Origin of the sequence: Polynucleobacter sp. JS-Safj-400b-B2 (genome assembly GCF_018881975.1) — a bacterium.
Taxonomy (GTDB): domain Bacteria; phylum Pseudomonadota; class Gammaproteobacteria; order Burkholderiales; family Burkholderiaceae; genus Polynucleobacter.
On sequence record NZ_JACVPJ010000002.1, the window covers coordinates 224,593 to 245,688 of the forward strand.

Consider the following 21,096-nt stretch of genomic DNA (forward strand, 5'->3'; position numbering starts at 1 on the left):
ATCATGGACCATGCCGACTTACCTGCAATCCAATATACGATCTGGCCGGCAGATCTGCATGGTCATCGCTTTCGTGTCAAATTACACATTGCCAATCCAGATCCAAATGGGCAAGTATTGCAAATGCCGGCTTGGATTCCGGGCAGTTATTTAATTCGTGATTTCAGCAAACAAATCGAGTTAATTGAGGCGTATTCAGTTACAGGCACTAGAAAAAAAATTGCTCTCGAGCGTATCGATAACGACCACTGGCTACTACCGCCACTGAACGGCTCGGTAGAAATCCTCACCACTGTTTATGCTTTTGACTCTTCAGTTCGCGCTGCATATTTAGATACCGAAAGAGCATTCTTTAATGCCTCGAGCTTGTGCTTAGCCGTTCAAGGGCAAGAGCACTTGTCTTGCTCGCTTGCCATCACCCCTCCAGAACTTGCCTTTGCTGATCATTGGACGGTGCAAACTACCTTAAGGGCAGTCAAAACAGATGAGCGGGGATTTGGTTTTTACATGGCACAAAATTATGATGATCTTCTAGATCATCCTGTGGCAATGGGCGATTTTCAACTGGTTCACTGGAAATCGAATGGCGTTGCTCATCGCATGGCAATCCAAGGATGCAATCACATTGTTGATGCCAAGCGTCTAGCGCAAGATTTGCAAGCCATCTGTACAAGCACTATTGATCTCTTTGAGCCTAAAACTAAACGCGCACCTTTTGGCGAATATCTATTCTTGGTCAACGCAGTATTAAATGGCTATGGCGGTCTTGAGCATCGTAATAGCACTGCATTACTCTGTCGTCGCGATCAGATTCCCCAAGAAAATATTCTTTTTGAAGAATCTACTTATAGAGAATTTCTAGGCTTGTGTAGTCATGAGTATTTTCATGCATGGCTAGTGAAAAGAATTCAGCCTAAAGCGTTTCAACCCTATGACCTCTCTAAGCGTAACCACACTCGGCTGCTGTGGGTATTTGAAGGCTTTACCAGTTATTACGACGACCTTCAGTTATTGCGTAGCAAACGCATTGATCTCAAAACTTATTTAAAACTAGTTTCCGACAATTGGAATGGTATTTTGCGCGGTCCTGGCCGCCAGAAGCAGAGTTTGGCTGATAGCTCTTTTGATGCATGGACCAAGTATTACCAGGCTGATGAGAACACGCCGAATGCCGTTGTAAGCTACTACGGCAAAGGCGCCTTACTTGCGCTTGGCCTAGATTTACAAATACGCGCATTTACTAAAAATAAACAATCTCTTGACGACCTTATGCGCCTGCTTTGGCGCAAGCATGGCAGCGAGGGCATTGCAGAGGATGGGCTAGATGAGTTGATTTTTGAGTTGCTAGGCAACGACTTTGGGGAAATTTGGAATGAGATGAAGGCGCGATATATTTTTGGCTTTGAAGATATTCCACTACAAAAATGGATAGGCTCAAATCTCATTTCCGTAAAACTCAAATCCCAGTCGACTCTAGAAAAGTTAAAGTTGCAATTTGGTATGCGTCATACCGATGCCAATGGGTGGCTGAAGGTGACCCACGTTCTTGATGGCGGCATTGCTCAAGTAGCAGGCTTAGCAACTGGTGACTTACTGTCCAGTATTGATGGGCAGCGGGTCACGAGTGCCTGCTGGGATAGGGTCTTAGGTAGTCTTTCCGAAAATGCGCATCTTCGCATTACCTTCTATCGTGATGATTTGGAGCATGAGCGTATGGTCTCGCTTCAGTCCGCCTCAATACCGGTTCAATACGAACTATTTCCCAAGAAAGATGTTTGACCAAAATTGAAAGCGTTATTTTCAAAAGACGATATTCCAAATGATTGGCAAGAATTACTTGGGAGTTATTTCGAGTCATCAGATTGGCAAACTTTAGAGAAAAATTTACAGACTCTTTTAGATTTAGATCTGAGTGCTGTCAGGCCTGAGCCTCAAAACTTTTTTAAAGCCCTAAAACTGAGCCCAGTCCATTCAGTAAAAGTAGTAATCTTAGGCCAAGATCCATACCATTCAGCCGGTTTGGCACAGGGATTAGCATTTTCGATACCCGCCGAGATTGCAGTGAACTCACGAGCATTTCCCAGCTCACTACGAAACATCAGTAAAGCACTGATGCTAGAAGGTTTTGGATCTTTACCAAATGGAGATCTTCATCACTGGGCTGAACAAGGAGTCCTTTTACTCAACGCGGCTTTAAGCGTCAAATTAGGTGAAGCAGGTAGCCATGCAAATTTAGGGTGGAAGAGTTTTATTGACCACCTCATTAGCGCGCTATCAAAGCAAAAGCCTCATCTCGTCTGGATGCTGTGGGGAGGGCATGCCCAATCTAAATTGCCGCTGATTCAGGGTGGCAATTCTCAGCATATTTTGCAGTCCTCTCATCCATCTGGCTTAGGGGTTTATAAGACGGATAGGCCTTTTTTAGAGCCTGGAGGTAAAGCAAGCTGTGGTCACTTCACCAAAGCCAATCAATTGCTAAGTGAGCACAATTCCCCGCCCATTGTGTGGATCGAAAGCACTCAAACTGATTTATTTAGCTAAAGCAGTAAAAACGCAACCCACTGCACAAGAAGCAAAAATAGCGCTAGCCCATTCTAGGATTTGCCCAGACTGGAACAGATCCCAGTATTGCCCTAAATACGAGCTGATGGCTGCCGCAATAAACCCAAGCAAGAAGGCAATGAGGATCCTTCCGGATCTAAGCCCAGAGGAAGTGCCAGGGTAAAAAATCCAGGCCGATGCCCCAGAAATACCCCCAATCACCAGAAAAGCTAAAAACCCCATTGATACCCCCATTAATGCTGCCATCAAATCTATAATTGACATTATGAAGTTGTTGACACTCGGCATCAATCATCACACAGCGCCGCTAGCCGTTCGGGAAAAGGTCGCCTTTGACCCTGAATTTCTTCAAGAAGCGTTACACGATCTTCGCCAACATTTGGTTGGCGCGAATCAGGCTGGGCTGCCCGAGGCCACTATTTTGTCAACCTGCAACCGCACTGAAGTCTACTGCGCAGCAAATGATGCTAGTGCTGCAGGGCTTTTACATGAAGCTACTTTTGATTGGTTAGCTAAAACCCAACAACTTGCTCCAAGCAGTCTTGAGCCGCATATTTATTCGCTGCCACAATCAGATGCGGTTCGACATGCGTTCAGAGTTGCTTGCGGTTTAGACTCTATGGTGATTGGTGAGACTCAAATTTTGGGTCAAATGAAAGATGCTGTTCGCACTGCAAACGATGCTGGTGTTTTAGGAACCTATCTCAACCAACTCTTTCAGAAAACGTTTGCGGTAGCAAAAGAAGTTCGTGGCTCTACTGAAATTGGCGCGCACTCCATTTCTATGGCAGCAGCATCTGTTCGCCTGTCAGAGCGAATCTTTGAAAAGATCTCAGATCAAAAGATTTTATTTATTGGCGCGGGTGAAATGATCACCTTATGCGCCACCCATTTTGTTTCTCGCAAACCGAAGATGGTGGCTATTGCCAACCGTACTATTGAGCGTGGCCAGGAGTTAGCAGACTCTATTTCAGAGCAAGATATAGAGGCTGAATCTTTCAAGCTCTCAGAGCTGCCTGGACGTTTACACGAGTTCGACATTATTGTGTCGAGCACCGCCTCATCCTTGCCTATTATTGGTCTTGGTATGGTAGAGAGTGCACTGAAACAGCGTCGCCACAAGCCTATGGTGATGATTGATTTAGCAGTACCACGAGACTTTGAACCTGAGATCTCTCGATTAGATGATATCTATCTCTATACAGTTGATGATCTGGGAGTCATGATTCAGACTGGCGCAAATTTGCGTCAAGCAGCTGTTAGCCAAGCTGAAGCAATTATCGAAGATCGCGTTGGTAATTTTATGCATTGGATGCAAGGCCGTAATGCAGTCCCACTCATTCAGGATATTCAGCAGCAAGGTGAACGATTGCGTCAACTCGAACTTGATCGTGCAATGAAACGTTTGATGCGCGGCGAAGATCCACAAGAAGTTCTTAATGCTATGGCTCAAGGCTTAACCAATAAATTTTTGCATGGTTCGCTCCATGCACTTCAACACTCGAATGGCGCTGAGCGTGACGCCCTGATTAAGTTGTTACCTAAACTATTCGCCTCGCATTCCAAGCCAGAAGACCATTAGATGAAGCCCAGCATGCGGGCTAAGCTAGACCACCTAGACACGCGCTTAGCCGAACTTAACTCCCTATTAACTTCTGAAGAGGCAACCAAAGATATGGATGCCTACCGGAAGCTCACGCGCGAACATTCTGACATTGCTACCGTTGTTGAGCAGTTTGGCCTCTATAAGCAGGCCGAGGCAGATGCCCAAGCTGCGGAAGATATGCGCAAAGATCCGGAGATGAGGGACTTTGCTGATGATGAGCAAAAACAGGCCTTAGCTACGATGGAAGAGCTTGAGAGCACATTACAAAAGCTTTTGCTTCCTAAGGATGAAAATGATGACCGCAATGTTTTCTTAGAAATTCGTGCGGGTACTGGTGGTGATGAAAGTGCACTCTTCGCTGGTGACCTCCTGCGCATGTATACCCGCTTTGCTGAGCGCCAAGGCTGGAAAGTGGAAATGGTCAGTGCCGCTGAATCTGATTTAGGCGGATACAAAGAAGTTGTTCTGCGCTTAGTAGGTCAATCTGTCTACTCACGTCTCAAGTTTGAATCCGGTGGTCATCGTGTGCAACGAGTTCCCCAAACGGAAACTCAAGGACGCATTCACACCTCTGCCTGTACTGTGGCAGTGATGCCGGAAGCAGACGAACTTGAAGCAGTCAAAATTAATCCTGCTGAATTACGTATCGACACCTTCCGCGCCTCAGGCGCTGGCGGTCAGCACATTAATAAGACCGACTCAGCAGTGCGTATTACACACTTACCTACCGGCACAGTAGTGGAGTGCCAAGATGATCGTAGCCAACACCGCAATCGAGAGCAAGCAATGAAGGTATTGGTTTCTCGCATTATGGATGCCCGGGAACGTGAGAAACATCAACTCGAAGCGCAGACCCGCAAGTCCCTGGTTGGCTCTGGTGATCGTAGCGATCGCATCCGCACCTATAACTTCCCCCAAGGTCGTATCACGGACCATCGTATTAACCTTACGCTTTATAAAATCGATGCCATGATGGATGGTGATATCGATGATCTTTGCAACGCTCTTGCCTCCGAGCATCAAGCGGAGTTACTTGCAGCCCTCGGTGATAACTAAGCTATTAAAGCGATAACTACAACCGTGAGTAAAGATTTAAGTCTGCGCTCTCTATTGAGAGATACAGCCCTTTCGCCAGCAGAGGCAAAAATCCTCATGGCCCACGTTCTAGATAAACATTACCAACTTCCTCGCTCAGCCCTGCTTTCTCGAGATGAGATGACGCTATACGCAGAAGCATTGGCAGATTGGAGAGATCTTGAAATTAGAAGGCTTAATGGTGAGCCAATTGCCTACCTAGTAGGTAAAAGGGGGTTTCATAATATTGAGCTGTATGTTGCCCCTGGCGTTTTGATACCACGCCCAGAAACCGAGCTCTTGGTTGAAATTGGTTTACGTGAAATCAATCGCTTAAATGGCCCTGTGAACATTCTTGATCTGGGAACGGGGTCTGGAGCCATTGCCTTAGCGCTTGCGTATGAATCACTCAGCGCACAAATTACCGCCACCGATCAATCATTCGAAGCCCTAGCAATTGCCCAAAAAAATGCTGTCTTATTGAATATCGCCGCTCGTGTACAGTTTTTGCAAGGAAACTGGTATGAAGCATTAGATAAAAATATGTCTTTTGACATCATTCTCAGCAATCCACCTTATATCGCCTCCCAGGATAGCCATTTAAATCAGGGTGACCTGCGCTTTGAACCAGTCTCTGCTCTGACTGATCATGGTAGCGGACTCACCTGCTTAGAAATTATTATTTCAGGCGCCAAATGCCATCTAAATACAAATGGCCTACTTGCCGTTGAGCATGGCTTTGACCAGTCAGAAGCGGTTGTAGCCCTCATGAAACAAGCTGATTTTCATGACATACAAACACATTTGGATTTAGGTGGTCATTACCGTGTCGCCTCAGGCAGAAAATAGGGTGAAATAACCTTTTTTCGCATTAAGTCTTAAAATCAGTCAAACCCTATTATCAAACCATCTTCGTAAGAAGGTCGCCCTACTAGAAAGAATCTATGGACTCACAAGCTCAAATTAAAGAAATCGTTACTAGCCATCCAGTAGTTTTATTCATGAAGGGAACTGCACAGTTTCCACAGTGCGGCTTTTCTGGGAACGCTATCAACATCTTGCGCGCTAGCGGTGTTGAAAACCTCCATACAGTAAACGTCTTAGAAGATGCTGGAATTCGTCAAGGCATTAAAGAGTTTTCAAATTGGCCAACGATTCCTCAGCTCTACATCAATGGTGAATTTATTGGTGGCTCTGACATCATGACTGAAATGTTTCAGTCTGGCGAATTACAAAAACTCGTTAAAGCTTAAGCAAACTTTTCGCCAAGGCCTTTGACGCTGTGACTTTTGATTTAAGTTCTCTTCTACTATTTGGCCTGCCATTTGGAGTTTGTGCAGGCCTTTTAGTTTATGCACTGAATCTCCGCTCTAGCCTTGCTCGTGTTGAGCTGCAAGCCCAAACAGAGCTTGCTCTAGCGCTTAGCTTGCGCGCAGAACGCGACCAAGCACTACAAAATGCGATTCGTCTCGAAGCAGAATTAGACTCAGAACGTAAACAGGGCCTAGGAAGAATTGAGTCTCTTAATGAGGCCAAAGAAGCACTAACAAATCAGTTCAAAAATTTGGCCAATGAAATCTTAGAAGATAAGTCCAAGCGCTTTACCGAACAAAATACAGCCAGCCTAGATGCCTTACTAAAGCCATTGCAAACCAAGCTGACAGAATTTAAAGAGCAGGTCAGCACTTCCTATGGCAATGAAGCCCGTGAACGCCATGCCCTCAAAAGTGAAATCGAGCGCCTAGCCAATCTCAATCTTCGTATGTCAGATGAAACGCGCTCTTTAACCCAGGCCCTAAAAGGGGACTCCAAGGTTCAAGGTAATTGGGGCGAGCTAGTGTTGGAATCCATTTTAGAATCCTCAGGCCTTCGCAAAGGAGAGGAATACCTTGTTCAAGATAGCCACACTCAAACTGATGGATCGCGTCTGCAGCCCGACGTGGTAATTAAGTTACCCGAAGGTAGAAGTTTGGTTGTTGATAGCAAAGTATCTATAACAGCTTATGCTCGTCATGCTGAAACTACGGATCCTGTAGTTGCTGAGCAAGAGTTGACCTCCCATATTCAGTCTTTACGCCAGCACATCCAAGGCCTATCTGGAAAGAACTATAGCTCGCTTTATGGGGTGGGTTCAGTTGACTTTGTTTTAATGTTTGTACCTATTGAGCCAGCGTTCTTGCTTGCATTAAAGACTGCGCCCAATCTATATCAAGAAGCTCTAGTAAAAAATATTGTGTTGGTATGTCCAAGCACTCTCATGGCGACGCTGCGAACAGTAGCGCATCTGTGGAGACAAGATCATCAAAATAGAAATGCTCTAGAGATCGCAAAACAATGTGGCAACCTTTACGATAAGTTTGTTGGCTTTGTAGATGATCTTGAGAAACTCGGACAACGTCTCGATCAAGCGCAAACGAGCTATCACGATGCATTCAACAAACTAAAAACTGGCAAGGGCAATCTCATTCGTTCTGCTGAAAAAGTACGTGAGTTAGGCGTTAAGCCCAGTAAAAATCTGGCTACACCCTTGATTGAATCCTCTTCTGACTTCGAATAATTGCAGCCAGTAGCCTAAATAAATATTGAAAAAATTTAGACAAACAAAAACCCCGCCTAGTTCACACTAAGCGGGGTTTTTTATTCTAACTACTGAATCTAAGTCTTCTAGCTTAAGCAGATTTACGGCTACGTGATGCAGGTGTAGCAGTTTTTTTAACTTGGGCAATTTGACCTTGTACAGTTTCGATTGCTTGATCAGCAGTTTTTTCTGCATTCACAAAAGCTTCCTTGCTAGCAGCGCGGAACTGTTCAAAACTTTGCAACGCGCTACCGTATACAGTCTTGAATGATGACAAGAAAGCATCAGAACCTGCAGGCGCATTAGCAGTAACTGTATTGAGCCAATCCTGGAAGCCATCTTGCAACTGGTCGATGCTTGCGTCAACTACGTTTGAAAACTCTTTATTGCCATCACGCAATACTTTGCTTACTTTCTTTTGATAAGCAACGGCTTGGTTACCAGCAGCTTGCAAAGAATCAGCAGTAAAGATTTCAGTAACTTGCTTTGGATCTTTAGCTGTCAAAACTTGCTGAATACCATCTTGAGCGTTTACCAATACATCTTTAGAAGCTGCGTAATTCAACTCAGCCAATTTTTGAGCATTTTCCAAAGCAGCTTCGCTCAAAGAAAATGAAGCCTCAAGGCCTTTGCTGTTAATTTGGGACAATTTAGCGGTGATTTGATCTTGGTTCATGTATTTCTCCAGAAATTAAGTGGTACAACTAGTCAATTAAGCACACGATTTAAGAGATGGAAAACTGTAGATACCTTAAATATTGCACTGCACCATGAAACTGTAACTGAAGGAATAGGGCAAATCAAGAAGTTTTTGCTGCTTTGCAACAAATATATCCCTTAAATAAAATAAACTTAGCATAATCAATCACTTAATGTCGAACCAGAATAATCATACCTACCGAAAAGTGGCCATTGCAGCCTGCTTTGGAACCTTTTTGGAGTGGTACGACTTTTTAACCTTTGCGACCCTAGCAGTAGTTTTCGCCCCCCTATTCTTTCCCTCAACCGACCCAAATACAGCCCTTTTAGCGAGTTTGGCAACCTTTGGTGTTGGGATGGTGGTTAGGCCTATTGGAGCTGCTCTTTTTGGCTCTATGGGCGATCGGATTGGCCGTAAGCCAGTCTTCATGATCACCATTGTCCTGATGGGGATTGCGACTGTTAGCGTTGGCTTTTTGCCCACCTATGCCCAAGCAGGAATTTGGGCGCCAACCCTCTTGGTAGCTTTACGCCTTCTTCAGGGGCTATCAGCTGGTGGGGAGATCGGCGGGAGTGCCGTTTATCTCACTGAGCATGCCGGTAATGAGTATAGAGGATTTAAAACGAGCTTCTTACAACTCATGGGTCCACTTGGCATTCTGTTCTCGACTCTGCAAATTGCCTTGCTCAGAAATTACCTATCGCCAGAAGAATTTCAATCCTGGGGTTGGCGTGTGCCTTTTTGGATTTCCATTGTGCTGTTGTTAATCGCATTTAAGGCACGAATGGCTTTAGAGGAAACGCCCGTGTTTTTAGGGCTCTCCAAAAATAACAGCAAGCTCGAGAATCCTTTAATAAGCAATTTCCGTGATCCTCAGACGCGCAAAAGAATGTTTTTACTATTCTTTTGTATTTCATCTGGTGGTGCTGTTCTTTTTTTCTGTGTACAGGTTTACACAGCAATCTTTTTAAAAACATCCGTCAAGTTAGCGCCCGAAATCGTCGACCAACTCAGCCTTTATTCAACACTCTGCCTATTGCCGCTGACAGTGTTTGCGGGTTGGCTCTCTGATAAGGTGGGACGCAAGACTGTCGTTGTCAGCGGTCTTATTTTTGGTGCGGTAATTACGATTCCAGCATTTAATGCACTTCAGTATTTAGGCAGTTCATATCAACAACTAAGCAATAATGAAAATCTTCTGCTCATTAGTGCAATTCTTGCATGCCTATCTCTTGCTTTGGCATTAGTAGTCGGCCCACAAACGGCGTTTTTAGCAGAATTGTTTCCAGCAAAATCACGCAATAGCGCTGCAACACTTCCTCATAATTTAGCAGCTGGATGGATTGGCGGCCTACTCCCCCTGATTGTCACTTGGCTAAATCAACAATGGGGAACGGCTACCGCCGGCCTTTGGTATCCGACTATTTTTTTGGCAAGCGCAGGATTAACGGCTCTCTTTTATTTACCAGAAACCAAAAAAGTTGATCTCAACACTTAAAGTGCCGCGCGCTTCTTTTGCGCAAGATCATTCAAATCAAGCCTTACACGCGCAACGACCTCATCCCAATTACCCGGTTGTTTTTGCTGATAGATTTTTGCTGTTGGATACCAGGGACTATTCTCTCTACCTCTTAACCATCGCCAACAAGAATCGTAGCGATTGAGAATCCATACTGGCTTACCGAGTGCCCCAGCCAAATGTGCTGAAGAGGTATCTACAGAAATAATCAGATCTAGGCAATCCATCAGCGCAGCAGTATCTGAGAAGTCATTGAGTAAATGAACGCAATTAATAAGCTCAGGCCAGACTTGATCTTTTCTAGCGGCTAGTTCTGATTCAGCGGGATCGCCTTTTTGCAGACCAAAAAAATCCACTCCCGGAATGTCTTTTAATACCGCAATTTGATCCAATTCAATATTACGGCGTTTATTAATAGCCCACAGCTCTGGATGCTCAGCCCTAAAGCCGCCATTCCAAATTAGCCCTACTCGAAGGTTTTGATTGTTTACGATCCCTTGTTCATAAGAACTCTTCTGCGCTTGATTAACATCTAAATAAGGGATTTGATTGGGAATTGAGTCTAGGGCTGTTTTAAACAACAAAGGCAGACTTAATAAGGGCGACTGAAAATCAAAACCATCATTCTTAATGTCATTAATGGCAATCAGATTGCAGAATTTTGCTAACCCTCCCAATACATTGAGAAGCGGAGCGGGGACCCCAAATGTCACTTGCACACCAAGTTCAAATAAAGGTTTTATATAGCGACAAAACTGTAAGGTATCACCCAGACCCTGTTCGGACCAAATAAGGATCTTTTTGCCCGCAATGCTATCGAGACTTTCGAGTCTTGGAGTATTCGTAAATTGAAACTGAATTGGATTCGACTTAAACCAACGAGCTTCATAATTTTGCCAACCATTTTCATAGTCACCGTAAATTAATTGAAGCAAACCTTTATGCCAGTATGCATCTACATAATTAGGATTAATGGCAGTAGCTTGATCAAAGCATTGCATGGCTTCCTCGGGGCGTCCCAATAAAAGCAGAGCGTTACCTTTATTGCTGTATGCCTCTGCGTAATGAGGGTTTAATGAAACGGCACGGTCATACCATCCCAAGGCATCTTCAAAGCAATATAACTCTTGAAGAGCATTCCCTTTATTGCTATAAGCCTCTGCATAAGTGGGGGTAATTTTGATGGCTTCATCCAAGGCAGCTAGCGCCTCTTCATAACGACCAAGTTCTTTTAAAATATTTCCACGATTGCTATGAGCAACTCCATTGCCGGGATCCAGCTCGATTGCTTGATCAATAAGCTTCAGCGCATCCTCAAACTTAAATTGCAGCGCTGAATTTACAGACATTAAGCGGAAAACATCGGACTCACCAGGAGAGGAGACCAAGGCTTTATTTAGTAATGCCTGAGCTTTATCAAACTCTTTAAGCTGAAGATGATGTAGAGCATTCTTAATAAGAATTTGAGTTCCTAAATCCATTCCTCGCCAATTCTTATTGTTTATTAAAACCCACCCACCCAGCTTGATATTCTGCAAATAGCAAAGTAGCTTCTGCGGCACTAGCAAACTCAGCCACTAAACGACCTTTACCACCAATTTCAGGGCTCGTTAAAAATGATACTTGCTGATTTTCACCGGGTAAAAAATTTACATTTAGAGGGCAGTCATCAACTACAACCAAAGTCTTCTCATCCACACAAGGGAAAATTGCTAGCATTTCTTTTAAATGATGTGCAGAAGAAGGGAACCAATACTGCATATCTAAATCAAAAGAATCTAGATAAAGGAAATTAATAGTCTTATTCTCAGCAGTAAAGTGCCTATTAAGCCCAGTCAAATAATGAACGCTATCATCCTGATTTACAGATACCCTTTTACTTACCAAATTTTTGCATGCTGCAACCGATTGCGGGTTGATATCTACCGTATAGCATACGGATTCGGTATCACGGGTCGCAATGTATTTGTCAAACATCACAGTACTTTGACCATCGCCGGCCCAATTATTTGCGAGTCGCGCGCATCCAGTTTCAACTATGACTATTGGTCCATGAATTGAATCTAGATATTCAAAAATTTTTCGAAATGTTTTTTCTCGATGAGCTAATTGAGGAGCAGCGATGCTATCAAAAAATACCCAGAACTCATTATTTTTCATTGGGGAGCTTAATGATGGAGAAAGGATGTTTTCACCAAAATTATTTGAGCGTTGTCTTCAAATAATTCAAATAAAGATATTTGGTGCCCCTTGTCCGACTCGAACAGACCACCTACTGATTACAAATCAGTTGCTCTACCAGATGAGCTAAAGGGGCACGAATAATATTTTAACCTATTTCACAATCTTCAAGGAGGGTCTTGTGGTTTTTGGCTTTTCAGAGGCCTCATCTGTTGAGTCAGCAATATGAATATCTCTGGCCTGGGCTGGATCAAACGGGAAGGACATGCCTTGGCCATTCTCCCTGGCATAGATAGCAAGAACATGGCTAACTGGGACCATAATTTTCCGAGGAACGCCGCCAAATCTTGCCTGAAAGCTTATCCAGTCGTTTTCCATCTGTAGCTGATGGCAAGCCTCTAAAGAGAGATTCAAAACAATCTCGTCGTTCTTCACAAACTCCATCGGGACCTCTACTCTAGCGTCTACGAAAACCGCTACGAAAGGCGTAAAACCAAAATCCGTGCACCACTGGTGTAGGGCACGGATTAGGTAGGGTTTGTTGCTTGGAACGTCAGACATACTGACCAATAATGAACCGCTAGGAAAGCTTAGCGGCGCATTACCTTCTCAGAGGGTGTCAAAGCCTCAATGTAAGCAGGTCTACTGAAAATACGCTCAGCGTATTTCAGGAGAGCAGCGGCATTGCGAGAAAGATCAATGCCATAGTGCTCAAGACGCCACAACAAAGGCGCAATAGCAACATCCAACATGGAGAATTCGTCGCCAAGCATGTACTTATTTTTTACAAAAATAGGTGCGAGCTGAGTCAAGCGGTCACGAATTGCTAAACGCGCTTTTTCATGAACCTTTTCAGCAGCTTTGCCTTTTTCGTTTTCCAATGCAGCAACGTGTACAAATAACTCTTTCTCAAAGTTGAAGAGGAAGAGGCGTGCGCGTGCACGAGCCACTGGATCGGGCGGCATTAACTGTGGGTGAGGGAAACGCTCATCAATGTATTCATTGATGATGTTTGACTCATACAAAATTAAATCGCGCTCAACCAAAATAGGAACTTGGCCATATGGGTTCATGACTGAAATGTCTTCACCCTTATTGAACAAGTCGACATCGCGGATTTCAAAATCCATGCCTTTTTCAAAAAGCACCAAACGGCAGCGTTGCGAGAATGGGCAATTAGTACCCGAGTACAACACCATCATAAATTTATTTCCTTAAATTTCTACTTCAATACAACAAACGCACAACAGCGTTAAATCATTTCACCAAGGGTCCTAACATCAGGACCCATCAAATCTTATTAGTGAACGTCTTTCCAATAGGCTTTATTCAAGCGCCAGGCCAAGAGGGTGAAGATAGCCAAGAACAAGAGCACCACCACGCCAAGACGCTTACGCTCCAACTGTACTGGCTCAGCCATCCATGACAGGAAAGCAACTAAGTCGGCGATGTTGTCGTCGTACTCTTCTGTCTTCATAGTGCCTGGGGTTAACTGCTCAAAACCTACAAATACTTTCTCCATTCTGCCTTCGTCATGAGGATCTTTACGCTCCTCAAATTTGGCGGCTCGCTCGCCCTGCAACTGCCAGAGTACGTGTGGCATACCAACGTTTGGATAAACTAAATTATTCCAACCAGTTTGAGTCGTGTCATCTTTGTAGAAAGTACGGAAGTAGGTGTAGAGCCAGTCCGCTCCGCGGGCGCGCGCCTCGACCGATAAGTCGGGTGGAGTCTTACCAAACCAGGCTTTAGCTTCTTTTGGTGTCATCGAGATGGTCATCAAGTCGCCCACTTTGGCATCAGTCAAAATGAGGTTGTCTTTGATTTGTTGATCAGTCAAGCCAATATCGCGCAAACGGTTGTAACGCATGCTTGCGGCTGCATGGCAGTTCAAGCAGTAGTTCACAAACAGCTTTGCACCGTTTTGCAATGAGGCATTGTTGCTAACGCGATTAGGGGCTTGATCTAAAGGGAAGCCACCTTCATTTGCTTTGGCACTAATGCCAAAGCCCAGGGCAGCAACCAATACTGTTGCTTGGCAGACGCCCATCAAAGTTTGCAGAATTCGTTTCATACTAGTTCCTAGTTTCTCTGTGGTATCTGAATTAATGGGACTCAAAAGTAACGCGCGTTGGAACTGGCTTGAATTTACCAAGCGTGCTCCAGAACGGCATTGCCAAGAAGAAGCCCAGATAATAAATAGTGCATACCTGAGAAATCTTTTCAAATACTGGTGAAGGTGGCTGAATGCCTAAGTAACCCAAGATCACAAAGCTCACCACAAACACGCCATAAATATATTTATGGAACTGTGGGCGATAGCGAATGGATTTCACTGGCGAATGATCAAGCCAAGGCAAGAAGAATAGGATCACAACAGAGCCACCCATGATCACAACACCCCAAAACTTAGCGTCAAATAAGAAGAAGCCACCAGCTAATACCAAAGCGATTGCAGCGCATGCACCCTTAACCTTCAGATCTTTACTCTTCAGAGCAAACATTCCGAGAATGACTGCAAGGAAGATCCATAAAGGCAATAAGAAGTTAGTTGTAGTTGCACGCAACATTGAATAGAACGGCGTGAAATACCAAACTGGGGCAATGTGTGTTGGCGTTACGAACGGATTTGCAGGGATAAAGTTATTTGCCTCAAGGAAATAACCGCCCATCTCTGGAGCAAAGAACACGATGCAAGCAAAGATCATCAAGAACCCACCCAGATACATCACATCATGGACTGAGTAAAAAGGGTGGAATGGAATGCCATCAACTGGATGACCATTTGCGTCCAAGTTCTCTTTAATTTCAACGCCATCAGGATTGTTTGAGCCAACTTCATGGAGGGCCAAAATATGAGCTGCTACCAAACCAACCAATACCAATGGAATTGCAATAACGTGGAATGCAAAGAAGCGGTTCAAAGTTGCATCGCCCACAACATAGTCACCACGCAACCATAAAGATAAGTCAGGACCAATGAATGGGATTGCAGAGAACAAGTTCACAATGACTTGGGCACCCCAGTAAGACATCTGGCCCCATGGGAGCAAGTAACCGAAGAACGCCTCGCCCATTAAGCACAAGAAAATTGCGCAACCGAAAATCCAAATCAATTCACGTGGCTTGCGATAAGAGCCGTAGATCAAACCACGGAACATATGCATATACACCACCACAAAGAACATCGATGCTCCAGTGGAATGCATGTAGCGAATCACCCAACCCCATGGAACTTCGCGCATGATGTATTCAACTGACTCAAAAGCCTTTGCAGCATCAGGCTTGTAGTTCATGGTTAGGAAAATACCGGTAAGTATCTGGTTAACCAAAACTACGATAGCCAATGCGCCAAAAATATAGAAGAAATTTAAATTCTTCGGCGCGTAATACTCACTCATATGACGCTTAAATGCTTCAGTTACGGGTAGACGTGAGTCAACCCAAGCCATTAGCTTTTGGGCTGCGGAGGCGTCTGCTGGGACTTGTTTTTCTTGGAATGCCATTTATCTCTCCTTAGGCCTTCTTATCATCGCCGATCAGAATCTTGGTGTCGCTCAAATACATATGCGGCGGCACTTCAAGATTATCTGGGGCTGGTTTGTTCTTAAACACACGACCTGCCATGTCAAATGTAGAACCATGACATGGGCAAAGGAAGCCGCCTGGCCAAGTATTTGGCAAGGAAGGTTGAGCACCGGCTTCAAATTTTGGTGTTGGCGAGCAACCTAAATGCGTGCAGATGCCAACCACTACGAGATACTCGGGTTTAATTGAGCGCCACTGGTTCTGGGCATAGGGAGGCGTAAATTGTGATGGATCACGCAACGAATTTGGGTCGGCCAATTCGTTGTCAATTTTTGATAACTCAGCAACCTGTTCAGGCGTGCGACGAACTACCCAAACCGGCTTACCGCGCCACTCAACCATTTTCATTTCATCTGGCTGCATGCCAGTGATATCAATTTCAACAGCTGCTCCAGCGGCTTTTGCACGCTCAGAAGGCTCAAAACTGTCAATAAAAGGGTAAAGGGCTGCGGCTGCTCCTACGCCTCCAACCGCCGATGTGGCGATCAACCAGTTACGGCGATCCTTGTCCATACAGGGCTTGTCACTCATTTACAAAATTCCTAGAAAGGGTATTTATGGGTGGAAATTGCTTAAAGGTAGGATTTTAAAGTAAAAAGTAGGGTAAGCAAGAAAGTTATGGGGTTAATCTTGGGTTAATCGGTATCTAAATTCAAAGGAGGGCATTTATGAGCGTTTTAAAGGAGTTTCGGGACTTTGCCGTTAAGGGTAATGTGATCGATTTGGCGGTCGGCGTCATTATTGGCGGCGCTTTTGGAAAAATCGTGGATTCCCTGGTAAATGACATCGTTATGCCCGTTATTTCGACCCTTTTAGGGGGTCATATTGACTTTACCAACCTTTTTATCGTTCTAGGCCATGTTCCAGAAGGGGTGCCTAGAACCTTTGACGCCCTCAAAAAGGCTGGGGTACCCATTTTTGCCTATGGCAACTTCATCACCATCTCCATTAACTTCGTCCTTCTGGCCTTTGTCATCTTCCAAATGGTCAAAGTAGTTAATAAGATCCGCCTGATGGATGTCCCGCCCCCTCCCCCCGTTCCCGAAGATGTGGTTTTGCTTCGCGAGATTCGTGATAGCCTAAAAAAATAATTTGTCTAACAATTCTCATCAGTCAGCACGGGAGCAATCTCAACTCATTTTTCAAAATGGCTTGAGATTGCTGCAACAAGGAAATCCAGAAGAAGCAGATAAACTTTTTCTGGAGGCCCACTTACTCGATACAGAAAATATTGATGCATTAAATCTGTTGGGTATTCGTTCATATCAAAAAAATGAGCCTCAAAATGCGCTGAACTTTTTAAATAGCGCAAATCATATTGCGCCAAATTCAGCACAAACTTTAAGTAATCTTGGGCTTGTGCACAATGCAATTTTTGATTTTCAATCAGCACTCGAGTGCTTTGATTTAGCTATTGTCAGCAATCCGAATATTCCAGAGGCGCACAATAATCGTGGCAACGCTTTAAAAGGTTTAAATAGAAACCAAGAGGCTGTAAGCTCCTACCAGCAAGCCCTCGCATTGCGCCCTAGCTATGGCGAAGCATTAAGCAATCAAGGCGTCATTCTTTTGGAAGAGGGTAATCCGGAAAAAGCAATTGCTCTTTTTGAGAAAGCGATTGAGGCCAGCCCAAACCTAGCAACTGCTTACAATAATCTTGGCAATGCTCTCACTCAATTAAATGCTTACGAAGATGCTTTTCAGTGCTTCGAGCGTGCATTACAAATTAACAGCAGATATTTAGATGCGTGTTTAAATTTTGGAAATAGCTTAAAGAAAGCTAAGCAGATTAGTTCCTCTATTGATTGCTATCAACACGCACTTACAATAAATCCTGAGCATGCAAAAACTTTTTTTCTACTCGGCGAGATTTACTACGACACCGGTGATTGCGATTTAGCAAAAACGTATCACGCAAAATCTTTAACTCTAGATCCCTCTAATTTAGCAACTCAATTTGCCTTAACGATTGCCCAAATTCCAAAGGTCTACAAAAATGTACAGGAATTAAGGGACTCTAGAGCCTCTTTTTCCAATCAGCTTGAGCACCTAAAAGCCAATAGTCATCAAAGCTCCAACCCTGATGAAATCTTCAATATCGTAAAGCGCCACCCTTTTTATCTTGCCTACCAAGACGAAAATAACGAGCCCCTGCTCTCTCAATATGGGGCACTTTGCTCTAAGCAAGCTTTAGCTATTCAGGATCGCCTAAGAAGCAGTGCACAGGCTCCGGGTTCAAAAAACAAAATACGCATCGGCATTGTGAGCCATTTTTTCTGCAACCATCCTGTATGGCACGCCATCATAAAAGGATGGGTAAACCACCTCAATCCAGATCAATTTGAAATTAATCTCTTTAATACCAATGGTCTAGAAGATACAGAAACTGAGTTAGCCAAATTAAAAGCAACAAGCTATATCAATTGCACCAACTCTATTGAGCGCACCGCCCAAACTATCATTGCACAAAATCTTGATCTATTGCTCTACCCAGAAATTGCTATGGATACAACCAGCAAGGCCCTCGCATGCTTGCGTTTAGCGCCAGTGCAGGCAGTAAGCTGGGGACATCCTGAAACGACTGGTCTTGAGACGATTGACTTTTATCTGTCAGGGCAGATGCTAGAGCCTAATGGTGGAGAGCATTTTTATAGCGAACAATTAATTCGACTCCCAAATCTGGGAACGTATTTTGAGAATGAGTTCGTTAAGCCAATCACCCCAAATCTTGCTGCTCTTGGCATAGACCCCTCACTGCCTATCCTGCTATGCGCTGGATCGCCCTCTAAATACAACCCAAAAGATGATTTTGTATTTGTAGAAATCGCAAAACGGGTTGGTCAGTGCCAATTCATCTTCTTTAACTTTGATGAAACTCTCACTGCCATCTTGAAGGAGCGCCTTCAACTTGCATTTTCAAATGCGCAACTTGATGCCAAACAATTTTTACACTTTATCCCCTTTCTCAAAAAAGAAGAGTTTCATGGGCTGATGCAAAAAGCAGATCTATACCTAGATACCATTGGGTTTTCAGGATTCAATACTGCTATGCAGGCAATTGCATGTGACCTGCCCATTATCACTATCGAGGGCGCAAGAATGCGGGGGCGCTTGGCTAGCGCAATTCTGAATTGCATTGGGCTTGAAGATTTGGTATGCCAAACCAATAATGCCTATATAAATTTAGCCGTGGAGTTGCTTCAGAATCGAGAACGACTAAACACGTATAGAGATAAGATTGCACAATCTAAAGACATTTTGTTTAACGACCTAGAGCCCATCAAAGCATTAGAAACTTTTCTGATTCAACAGACTCAAAAATAAAGCACGCTCAATGAACTCACCCCTTCAAAAATACTGGCTCTTATTTGCGCAAGCTGTCACCATCTTGCTGGCAGCCTTATTTATCGTTGCTACCTTAAAGCCAGAGTGGCTTTCAGCTTCAAAGATTGGCTCTTTGGCAGAAACTGTTTCATTAAAAGAAAGTAATTACGACGGCCAACTCAGTCCAGGCTCATATCATGAAGCCGTTAAGCGCTCTATGCCTGCAGTAGTCAATATCTTCACTAGCAAAGTTTCTGCCAAACCGAAGACTCGCAAGGGTGGTGGACCAAATTCTGCAGATCCCTTATTTAAATTCTTTTTTGGGGACCAGCCTCCAGAAGAAGAGCCAAGCTCGAGTTTAGGGTCTGGAGTTTTAGTCAGCCCCGAAGGCTATATTTTGACCAACCATCACGTGATTAGCGATGCGGATGATATTGACGTCGCTTTATCTGATGGTCGCAAGGTAAAGGCGAAAGTGATTGGTAGCGATCCAGAAACGGATATTGCAGTATTAAAAATTGAAGCAAAACAATTGCCTACCCCAATCACTTTTGGGAAAGTTGAATCGGTGCGTGTGGGCGATGTTGTTCTTGCAATTGGCAATCCGTTTGGCGTTGGTCAAACTGTGACCTCGGGAATAGTTTCTGCATTAGGTAGGGATCATGTAGGTATCAACACTTTTGAGAATTTCATCCAAACAGATGCGGCTATTAATCCGGGTAACTCTGGAGGCGCGCTGATTGATACTCGCGGCAACCTGATTGGAATTAACACCGCTATTTACTCAAATAACGGTGGATCGATGGGCATCGGATTTGCAATTCCAGTCAATCTGGCTAAGCAGGTTATGGAGTCTATTCTGGCCAATGGCAGTGTCACCAGGGGTTGGATTGGGGTAGAGCCACAAAACCTCTCAAAAGAGCTCTCAGAGTCTCTAGGGTTGCCTGCCAATACGGATGGCGTTCTCTTATCAGGCGTTCTTGAGGGTGGTCCTGCCGCACGTGGCGGCGTAAAACCGGGCGATGTTTTGATTGCCGTGAATGGCAACCCCACTAAAGATGTCCGCGGACTCCTTAATCAGGTTGCTCAAATCAGTCCTGGCAACCAAGCAAAACTCACTATTTTGCGAAAAGGCAAAGAATTAGAATTAACGGCTCAAGTCGGCAAGCGCCCTAAACCCAAGCAACAAGCGAATTAAATTCGTTAATCTGAAATATTAATTAGCGAGAATCTTTGATAGGAAGTCTTTAGCCCTTGGGGAGCGAGCTTCAGGATTATCAAAAAACTCCGCCTTGCTGCAGTCTTCAACAATATGGCCTTGATCCATAAAGATCACGCGATGACTCACTTTTCTTGCAAAGCCCATCTCGTGGGTAACGCAACACATCGTCATACCTTCATTAGCAAGCTTGATCATTACATCCAAAACTTCTCCGACCATCTCTGGGTCTAGCGCAGATGTAGGCTCATCAAAGAGCATCACGATTGGGTCCATACTGAGCGCTCTAGCGATTGCAACCCGTTGTTGTTGCCCTCCTGATAACTGACCAGGAAATTTATCTTTTTGAGCGATCAAACCAACCCGCTCTAGGTACTTTAAGCCATGCGCATTGGCATCAGCGGCGGAGCGACCCAATACCTTCATTTGTGCAAGGGTGAGATTTTCAGTGATACTGAGGTGCGGGAAAAGCTCAAAGTGCTGAAACACCATGCCAACCCTAGAACGCAATTTAGGTAAATTTGTTTTAGGATCATGCAAATCAATGCCATCAACCGAAATCTCCCCAGCTTGGAAAGGTTCAAGCGCATTGATGGTTTTAATGAGGGTGGATTTTCCAGAACCAGAAGGTCCACAAATAACAACCACCTCACCTTTTTTAATTGAGGTAGAGCAGTCCGTAAGCACTTGGAAAGAGCCGTACCATTTAGAAACGTTTCTAAGTTCTATCATGATGAATTATTTG

21 protein-coding genes and 1 tRNA gene are annotated in these 21,096 nt (G+C 44.3%); 11 read left to right on the forward strand and 11 right to left on the reverse strand.

Annotated features, from left to right (window positions below; translation table 11 throughout):
• Positions 1-3 precede the first annotated feature (3 nt).
• Together ICN48_RS03065 and ICN48_RS03070 are read left to right on the forward strand one after the other, a co-directional pair.
• On the forward strand, positions 4-1,779 hold the full coding sequence (locus ICN48_RS03065) for a M61 family metallopeptidase (RefSeq protein ID WP_216152278.1): 1,776 nt from the start codon (positions 4-6) through the stop codon (positions 1,777-1,779).
• A gap of 6 nt (positions 1,780-1,785) precedes the next feature.
• The gene (locus ICN48_RS03070) at positions 1,786-2,541 is read left to right on the forward strand and encodes a uracil-DNA glycosylase (RefSeq protein ID WP_216152279.1); all 756 of its coding nucleotides are present in this window, start codon (positions 1,786-1,788) and stop codon (positions 2,539-2,541) included.
• On the opposite strand, the gene ICN48_RS03075 is transcribed toward ICN48_RS03070, so the two are convergent.
• Positions 2,530-2,826, reverse strand: a complete 297-nt coding sequence (locus ICN48_RS03075; RefSeq protein ID WP_255539437.1) for a hypothetical protein — start codon at positions 2,824-2,826, stop codon at positions 2,530-2,532. The two genes, ICN48_RS03070 and ICN48_RS03075, sit on opposite strands and share 12 nt — an antisense overlap.
• A 1-nt stretch (position 2,827) precedes the next feature.
• Here ICN48_RS03075 and hemA point away from each other — a divergent pair, with 1 nt between their 5' ends.
• The 5 genes from hemA (at position 2,828) to rmuC (ending at position 7,799) form a co-directional block, all read left to right on the forward strand.
• Positions 2,828-4,144: a glutamyl-tRNA reductase gene (hemA, locus tag ICN48_RS03080; protein WP_216152280.1), complete on the forward strand. Its 1,317-nt coding sequence runs from the start codon at positions 2,828-2,830 to the stop codon at positions 4,142-4,144.
• Positions 4,145-5,224: a peptide chain release factor 1 gene (gene prfA, locus ICN48_RS03085; protein ID WP_216152281.1), complete on the forward strand. Its 1,080-nt coding sequence runs from the start codon at positions 4,145-4,147 to the stop codon at positions 5,222-5,224. It begins immediately after the preceding gene.
• 24 nt (positions 5,225-5,248) lie between these two features.
• Positions 5,249-6,091: a peptide chain release factor N(5)-glutamine methyltransferase gene (prmC, locus tag ICN48_RS03090; protein ID WP_216152282.1), complete on the forward strand. Its 843-nt coding sequence runs from the start codon at positions 5,249-5,251 to the stop codon at positions 6,089-6,091.
• Between the two features lie 95 nt (positions 6,092-6,186).
• Positions 6,187-6,495: a Grx4 family monothiol glutaredoxin gene (gene grxD, locus ICN48_RS03095; RefSeq protein ID WP_216152283.1), complete on the forward strand. Its 309-nt coding sequence runs from the start codon at positions 6,187-6,189 to the stop codon at positions 6,493-6,495.
• Between the two features lie 29 nt (positions 6,496-6,524).
• Entirely contained in the window at positions 6,525-7,799 is a 1,275-nt protein-coding gene (gene rmuC / locus ICN48_RS03100; RefSeq protein ID WP_216152284.1) for a DNA recombination protein RmuC, read from the forward strand.
• A 112-nt stretch (positions 7,800-7,911) separates the two neighbouring features.
• On the opposite strand, the gene ICN48_RS03105 is transcribed toward rmuC, so the two are convergent.
• Positions 7,912-8,496, reverse strand: a complete 585-nt coding sequence (locus ICN48_RS03105) for a phasin family protein (protein ID WP_216152285.1) — start codon at positions 8,494-8,496, stop codon at positions 7,912-7,914.
• A 196-nt stretch (positions 8,497-8,692) separates the two neighbouring features.
• On the opposite strand from ICN48_RS03105, the gene ICN48_RS03110 reads away from it, so the two are divergent.
• Positions 8,693-10,018 (forward strand): MFS transporter, encoded by a 1,326-nt coding sequence (locus ICN48_RS03110; RefSeq protein ID WP_216152286.1) that lies wholly within the window; start codon positions 8,693-8,695, stop codon positions 10,016-10,018.
• On the opposite strand, the gene ICN48_RS03115 is transcribed toward ICN48_RS03110, so the two are convergent.
• The 8 genes from ICN48_RS03115 to petA form a co-directional block, all read right to left on the reverse strand.
• The gene (locus tag ICN48_RS03115; RefSeq protein ID WP_216152287.1) at positions 10,015-11,520 is read right to left on the reverse strand and encodes a tetratricopeptide repeat protein; all 1,506 of its coding nucleotides are present in this window, start codon (positions 11,518-11,520) and stop codon (positions 10,015-10,017) included. The genes ICN48_RS03110 and ICN48_RS03115 overlap by 4 nt on opposite strands.
• A gap of 13 nt (positions 11,521-11,533) precedes the next feature.
• The gene (locus ICN48_RS03120) at positions 11,534-12,199 is read right to left on the reverse strand and encodes a hypothetical protein (RefSeq protein WP_216152288.1); all 666 of its coding nucleotides are present in this window, start codon (positions 12,197-12,199) and stop codon (positions 11,534-11,536) included.
• 81 nt (positions 12,200-12,280) lie between these two features.
• A tRNA-Thr gene (locus ICN48_RS03125) sits at positions 12,281-12,356 on the reverse strand.
• A gap of 17 nt (positions 12,357-12,373) precedes the next feature.
• On the reverse strand, positions 12,374-12,781 hold the full coding sequence (locus ICN48_RS03130; protein WP_216152289.1) for a ClpXP protease specificity-enhancing factor: 408 nt from the start codon (positions 12,779-12,781) through the stop codon (positions 12,374-12,376).
• Positions 12,782-12,810: 29 nt separating this feature from the next.
• Positions 12,811-13,422: a glutathione S-transferase N-terminal domain-containing protein gene (locus ICN48_RS03135; protein WP_216152290.1), complete on the reverse strand. Its 612-nt coding sequence runs from the start codon at positions 13,420-13,422 to the stop codon at positions 12,811-12,813.
• A gap of 98 nt (positions 13,423-13,520) precedes the next feature.
• Entirely contained in the window at positions 13,521-14,294 is a 774-nt protein-coding gene (locus ICN48_RS03140; protein ID WP_255539438.1) for a cytochrome c1, read from the reverse strand.
• 31 nt (positions 14,295-14,325) lie between these two features.
• Positions 14,326-15,726 carry a cytochrome bc complex cytochrome b subunit gene (locus ICN48_RS03145; RefSeq protein ID WP_216152291.1) on the reverse strand — a complete coding sequence of 467 codons (1,401 nt, stop codon included), beginning with the start codon at positions 15,724-15,726 and terminating at the stop codon, positions 14,326-14,328.
• Between the two features lie 10 nt (positions 15,727-15,736).
• Complete coding sequence (gene petA, locus ICN48_RS03150; RefSeq protein WP_216152292.1) at positions 15,737-16,339, reverse strand: ubiquinol-cytochrome c reductase iron-sulfur subunit; 603 nt, start codon at positions 16,337-16,339, stop codon at positions 15,737-15,739.
• A gap of 137 nt (positions 16,340-16,476) precedes the next feature.
• On the opposite strand from petA, the gene mscL reads away from it, so the two are divergent.
• From mscL to ICN48_RS03165, 3 genes are read left to right on the forward strand one after another with little or no spacing between them, the layout of a single operon-like run.
• Complete coding sequence (gene mscL, locus ICN48_RS03155; protein WP_216152293.1) at positions 16,477-16,899, forward strand: large conductance mechanosensitive channel protein MscL; 423 nt, start codon at positions 16,477-16,479, stop codon at positions 16,897-16,899.
• Position 16,900: 1 nt separating this feature from the next.
• Positions 16,901-19,132, forward strand: a complete 2,232-nt coding sequence (locus ICN48_RS03160; protein WP_216152294.1) for a glycosyltransferase family 41 protein — start codon at positions 16,901-16,903, stop codon at positions 19,130-19,132.
• 10 nt (positions 19,133-19,142) lie between these two features.
• A complete protein-coding gene (locus ICN48_RS03165) occupies positions 19,143-20,330 on the forward strand; it encodes a Do family serine endopeptidase (RefSeq protein ID WP_216152295.1) in 1,188 nt (395 codons plus the stop codon).
• A gap of 18 nt (positions 20,331-20,348) precedes the next feature.
• On the opposite strand, the gene ICN48_RS03170 is transcribed toward ICN48_RS03165, so the two are convergent.
• On the reverse strand, positions 20,349-21,083 hold the full coding sequence (locus ICN48_RS03170; RefSeq protein ID WP_216152296.1) for an amino acid ABC transporter ATP-binding protein: 735 nt from the start codon (positions 21,081-21,083) through the stop codon (positions 20,349-20,351).
• Positions 21,084-21,096: the final 13 nt, after the last annotated feature.

Bases quoted from the DNA above. Each gene is read 5' to 3' on its own strand.
- mscL (WP_216152293.1), top strand. From the start codon at position 16,477: ATGAGCGTTTTAAAGGAGTTTCGGGACTTTGCCGTTAAGGGTAATGTG.
- ICN48_RS03135 (WP_216152290.1), bottom strand. From the start codon at position 13,422: ATGATGGTGTTGTACTCGGGTACTAATTGCCCATTCTCGCAACGCTGC.
- ICN48_RS03130 (WP_216152289.1), bottom strand. From the start codon at position 12,781: ATGTCTGACGTTCCAAGCAACAAACCCTACCTAATCCGTGCCCTACAC.
- ICN48_RS03110 (WP_216152286.1), top strand. From the start codon at position 8,693: ATGTCGAACCAGAATAATCATACCTACCGAAAAGTGGCCATTGCAGCC.
- petA (WP_216152292.1), bottom strand. From the start codon at position 16,339: ATGAGTGACAAGCCCTGTATGGACAAGGATCGCCGTAACTGGTTGATC.
- ICN48_RS03165 (WP_216152295.1), top strand. From the start codon at position 19,143: ATGAACTCACCCCTTCAAAAATACTGGCTCTTATTTGCGCAAGCTGTC.
- ICN48_RS03115 (WP_216152287.1), bottom strand. From the start codon at position 11,520: ATGGATTTAGGAACTCAAATTCTTATTAAGAATGCTCTACATCATCTT.
- grxD (WP_216152283.1), top strand. From the start codon at position 6,187: ATGGACTCACAAGCTCAAATTAAAGAAATCGTTACTAGCCATCCAGTA.
- ICN48_RS03170 (WP_216152296.1), bottom strand. From the start codon at position 21,083: ATGATAGAACTTAGAAACGTTTCTAAATGGTACGGCTCTTTCCAAGTG.
- hemA (WP_216152280.1), top strand. From the start codon at position 2,828: ATGAAGTTGTTGACACTCGGCATCAATCATCACACAGCGCCGCTAGCC.
- prfA (WP_216152281.1), top strand. From the start codon at position 4,145: ATGAAGCCCAGCATGCGGGCTAAGCTAGACCACCTAGACACGCGCTTA.
- ICN48_RS03065 (WP_216152278.1), top strand. From the start codon at position 4: ATGGACCATGCCGACTTACCTGCAATCCAATATACGATCTGGCCGGCA.
- ICN48_RS03105 (WP_216152285.1), bottom strand. From the start codon at position 8,496: ATGAACCAAGATCAAATCACCGCTAAATTGTCCCAAATTAACAGCAAA.
- ICN48_RS03140 (WP_255539438.1), bottom strand. From the start codon at position 14,294: ATGAAACGAATTCTGCAAACTTTGATGGGCGTCTGCCAAGCAACAGTA.
- ICN48_RS03075 (WP_255539437.1), bottom strand. From the start codon at position 2,826: ATGTCAATTATAGATTTGATGGCAGCATTAATGGGGGTATCAATGGGG.
- ICN48_RS03145 (WP_216152291.1), bottom strand. From the start codon at position 15,726: ATGGCATTCCAAGAAAAACAAGTCCCAGCAGACGCCTCCGCAGCCCAA.
- ICN48_RS03120 (WP_216152288.1), bottom strand. From the start codon at position 12,199: ATGAAAAATAATGAGTTCTGGGTATTTTTTGATAGCATCGCTGCTCCT.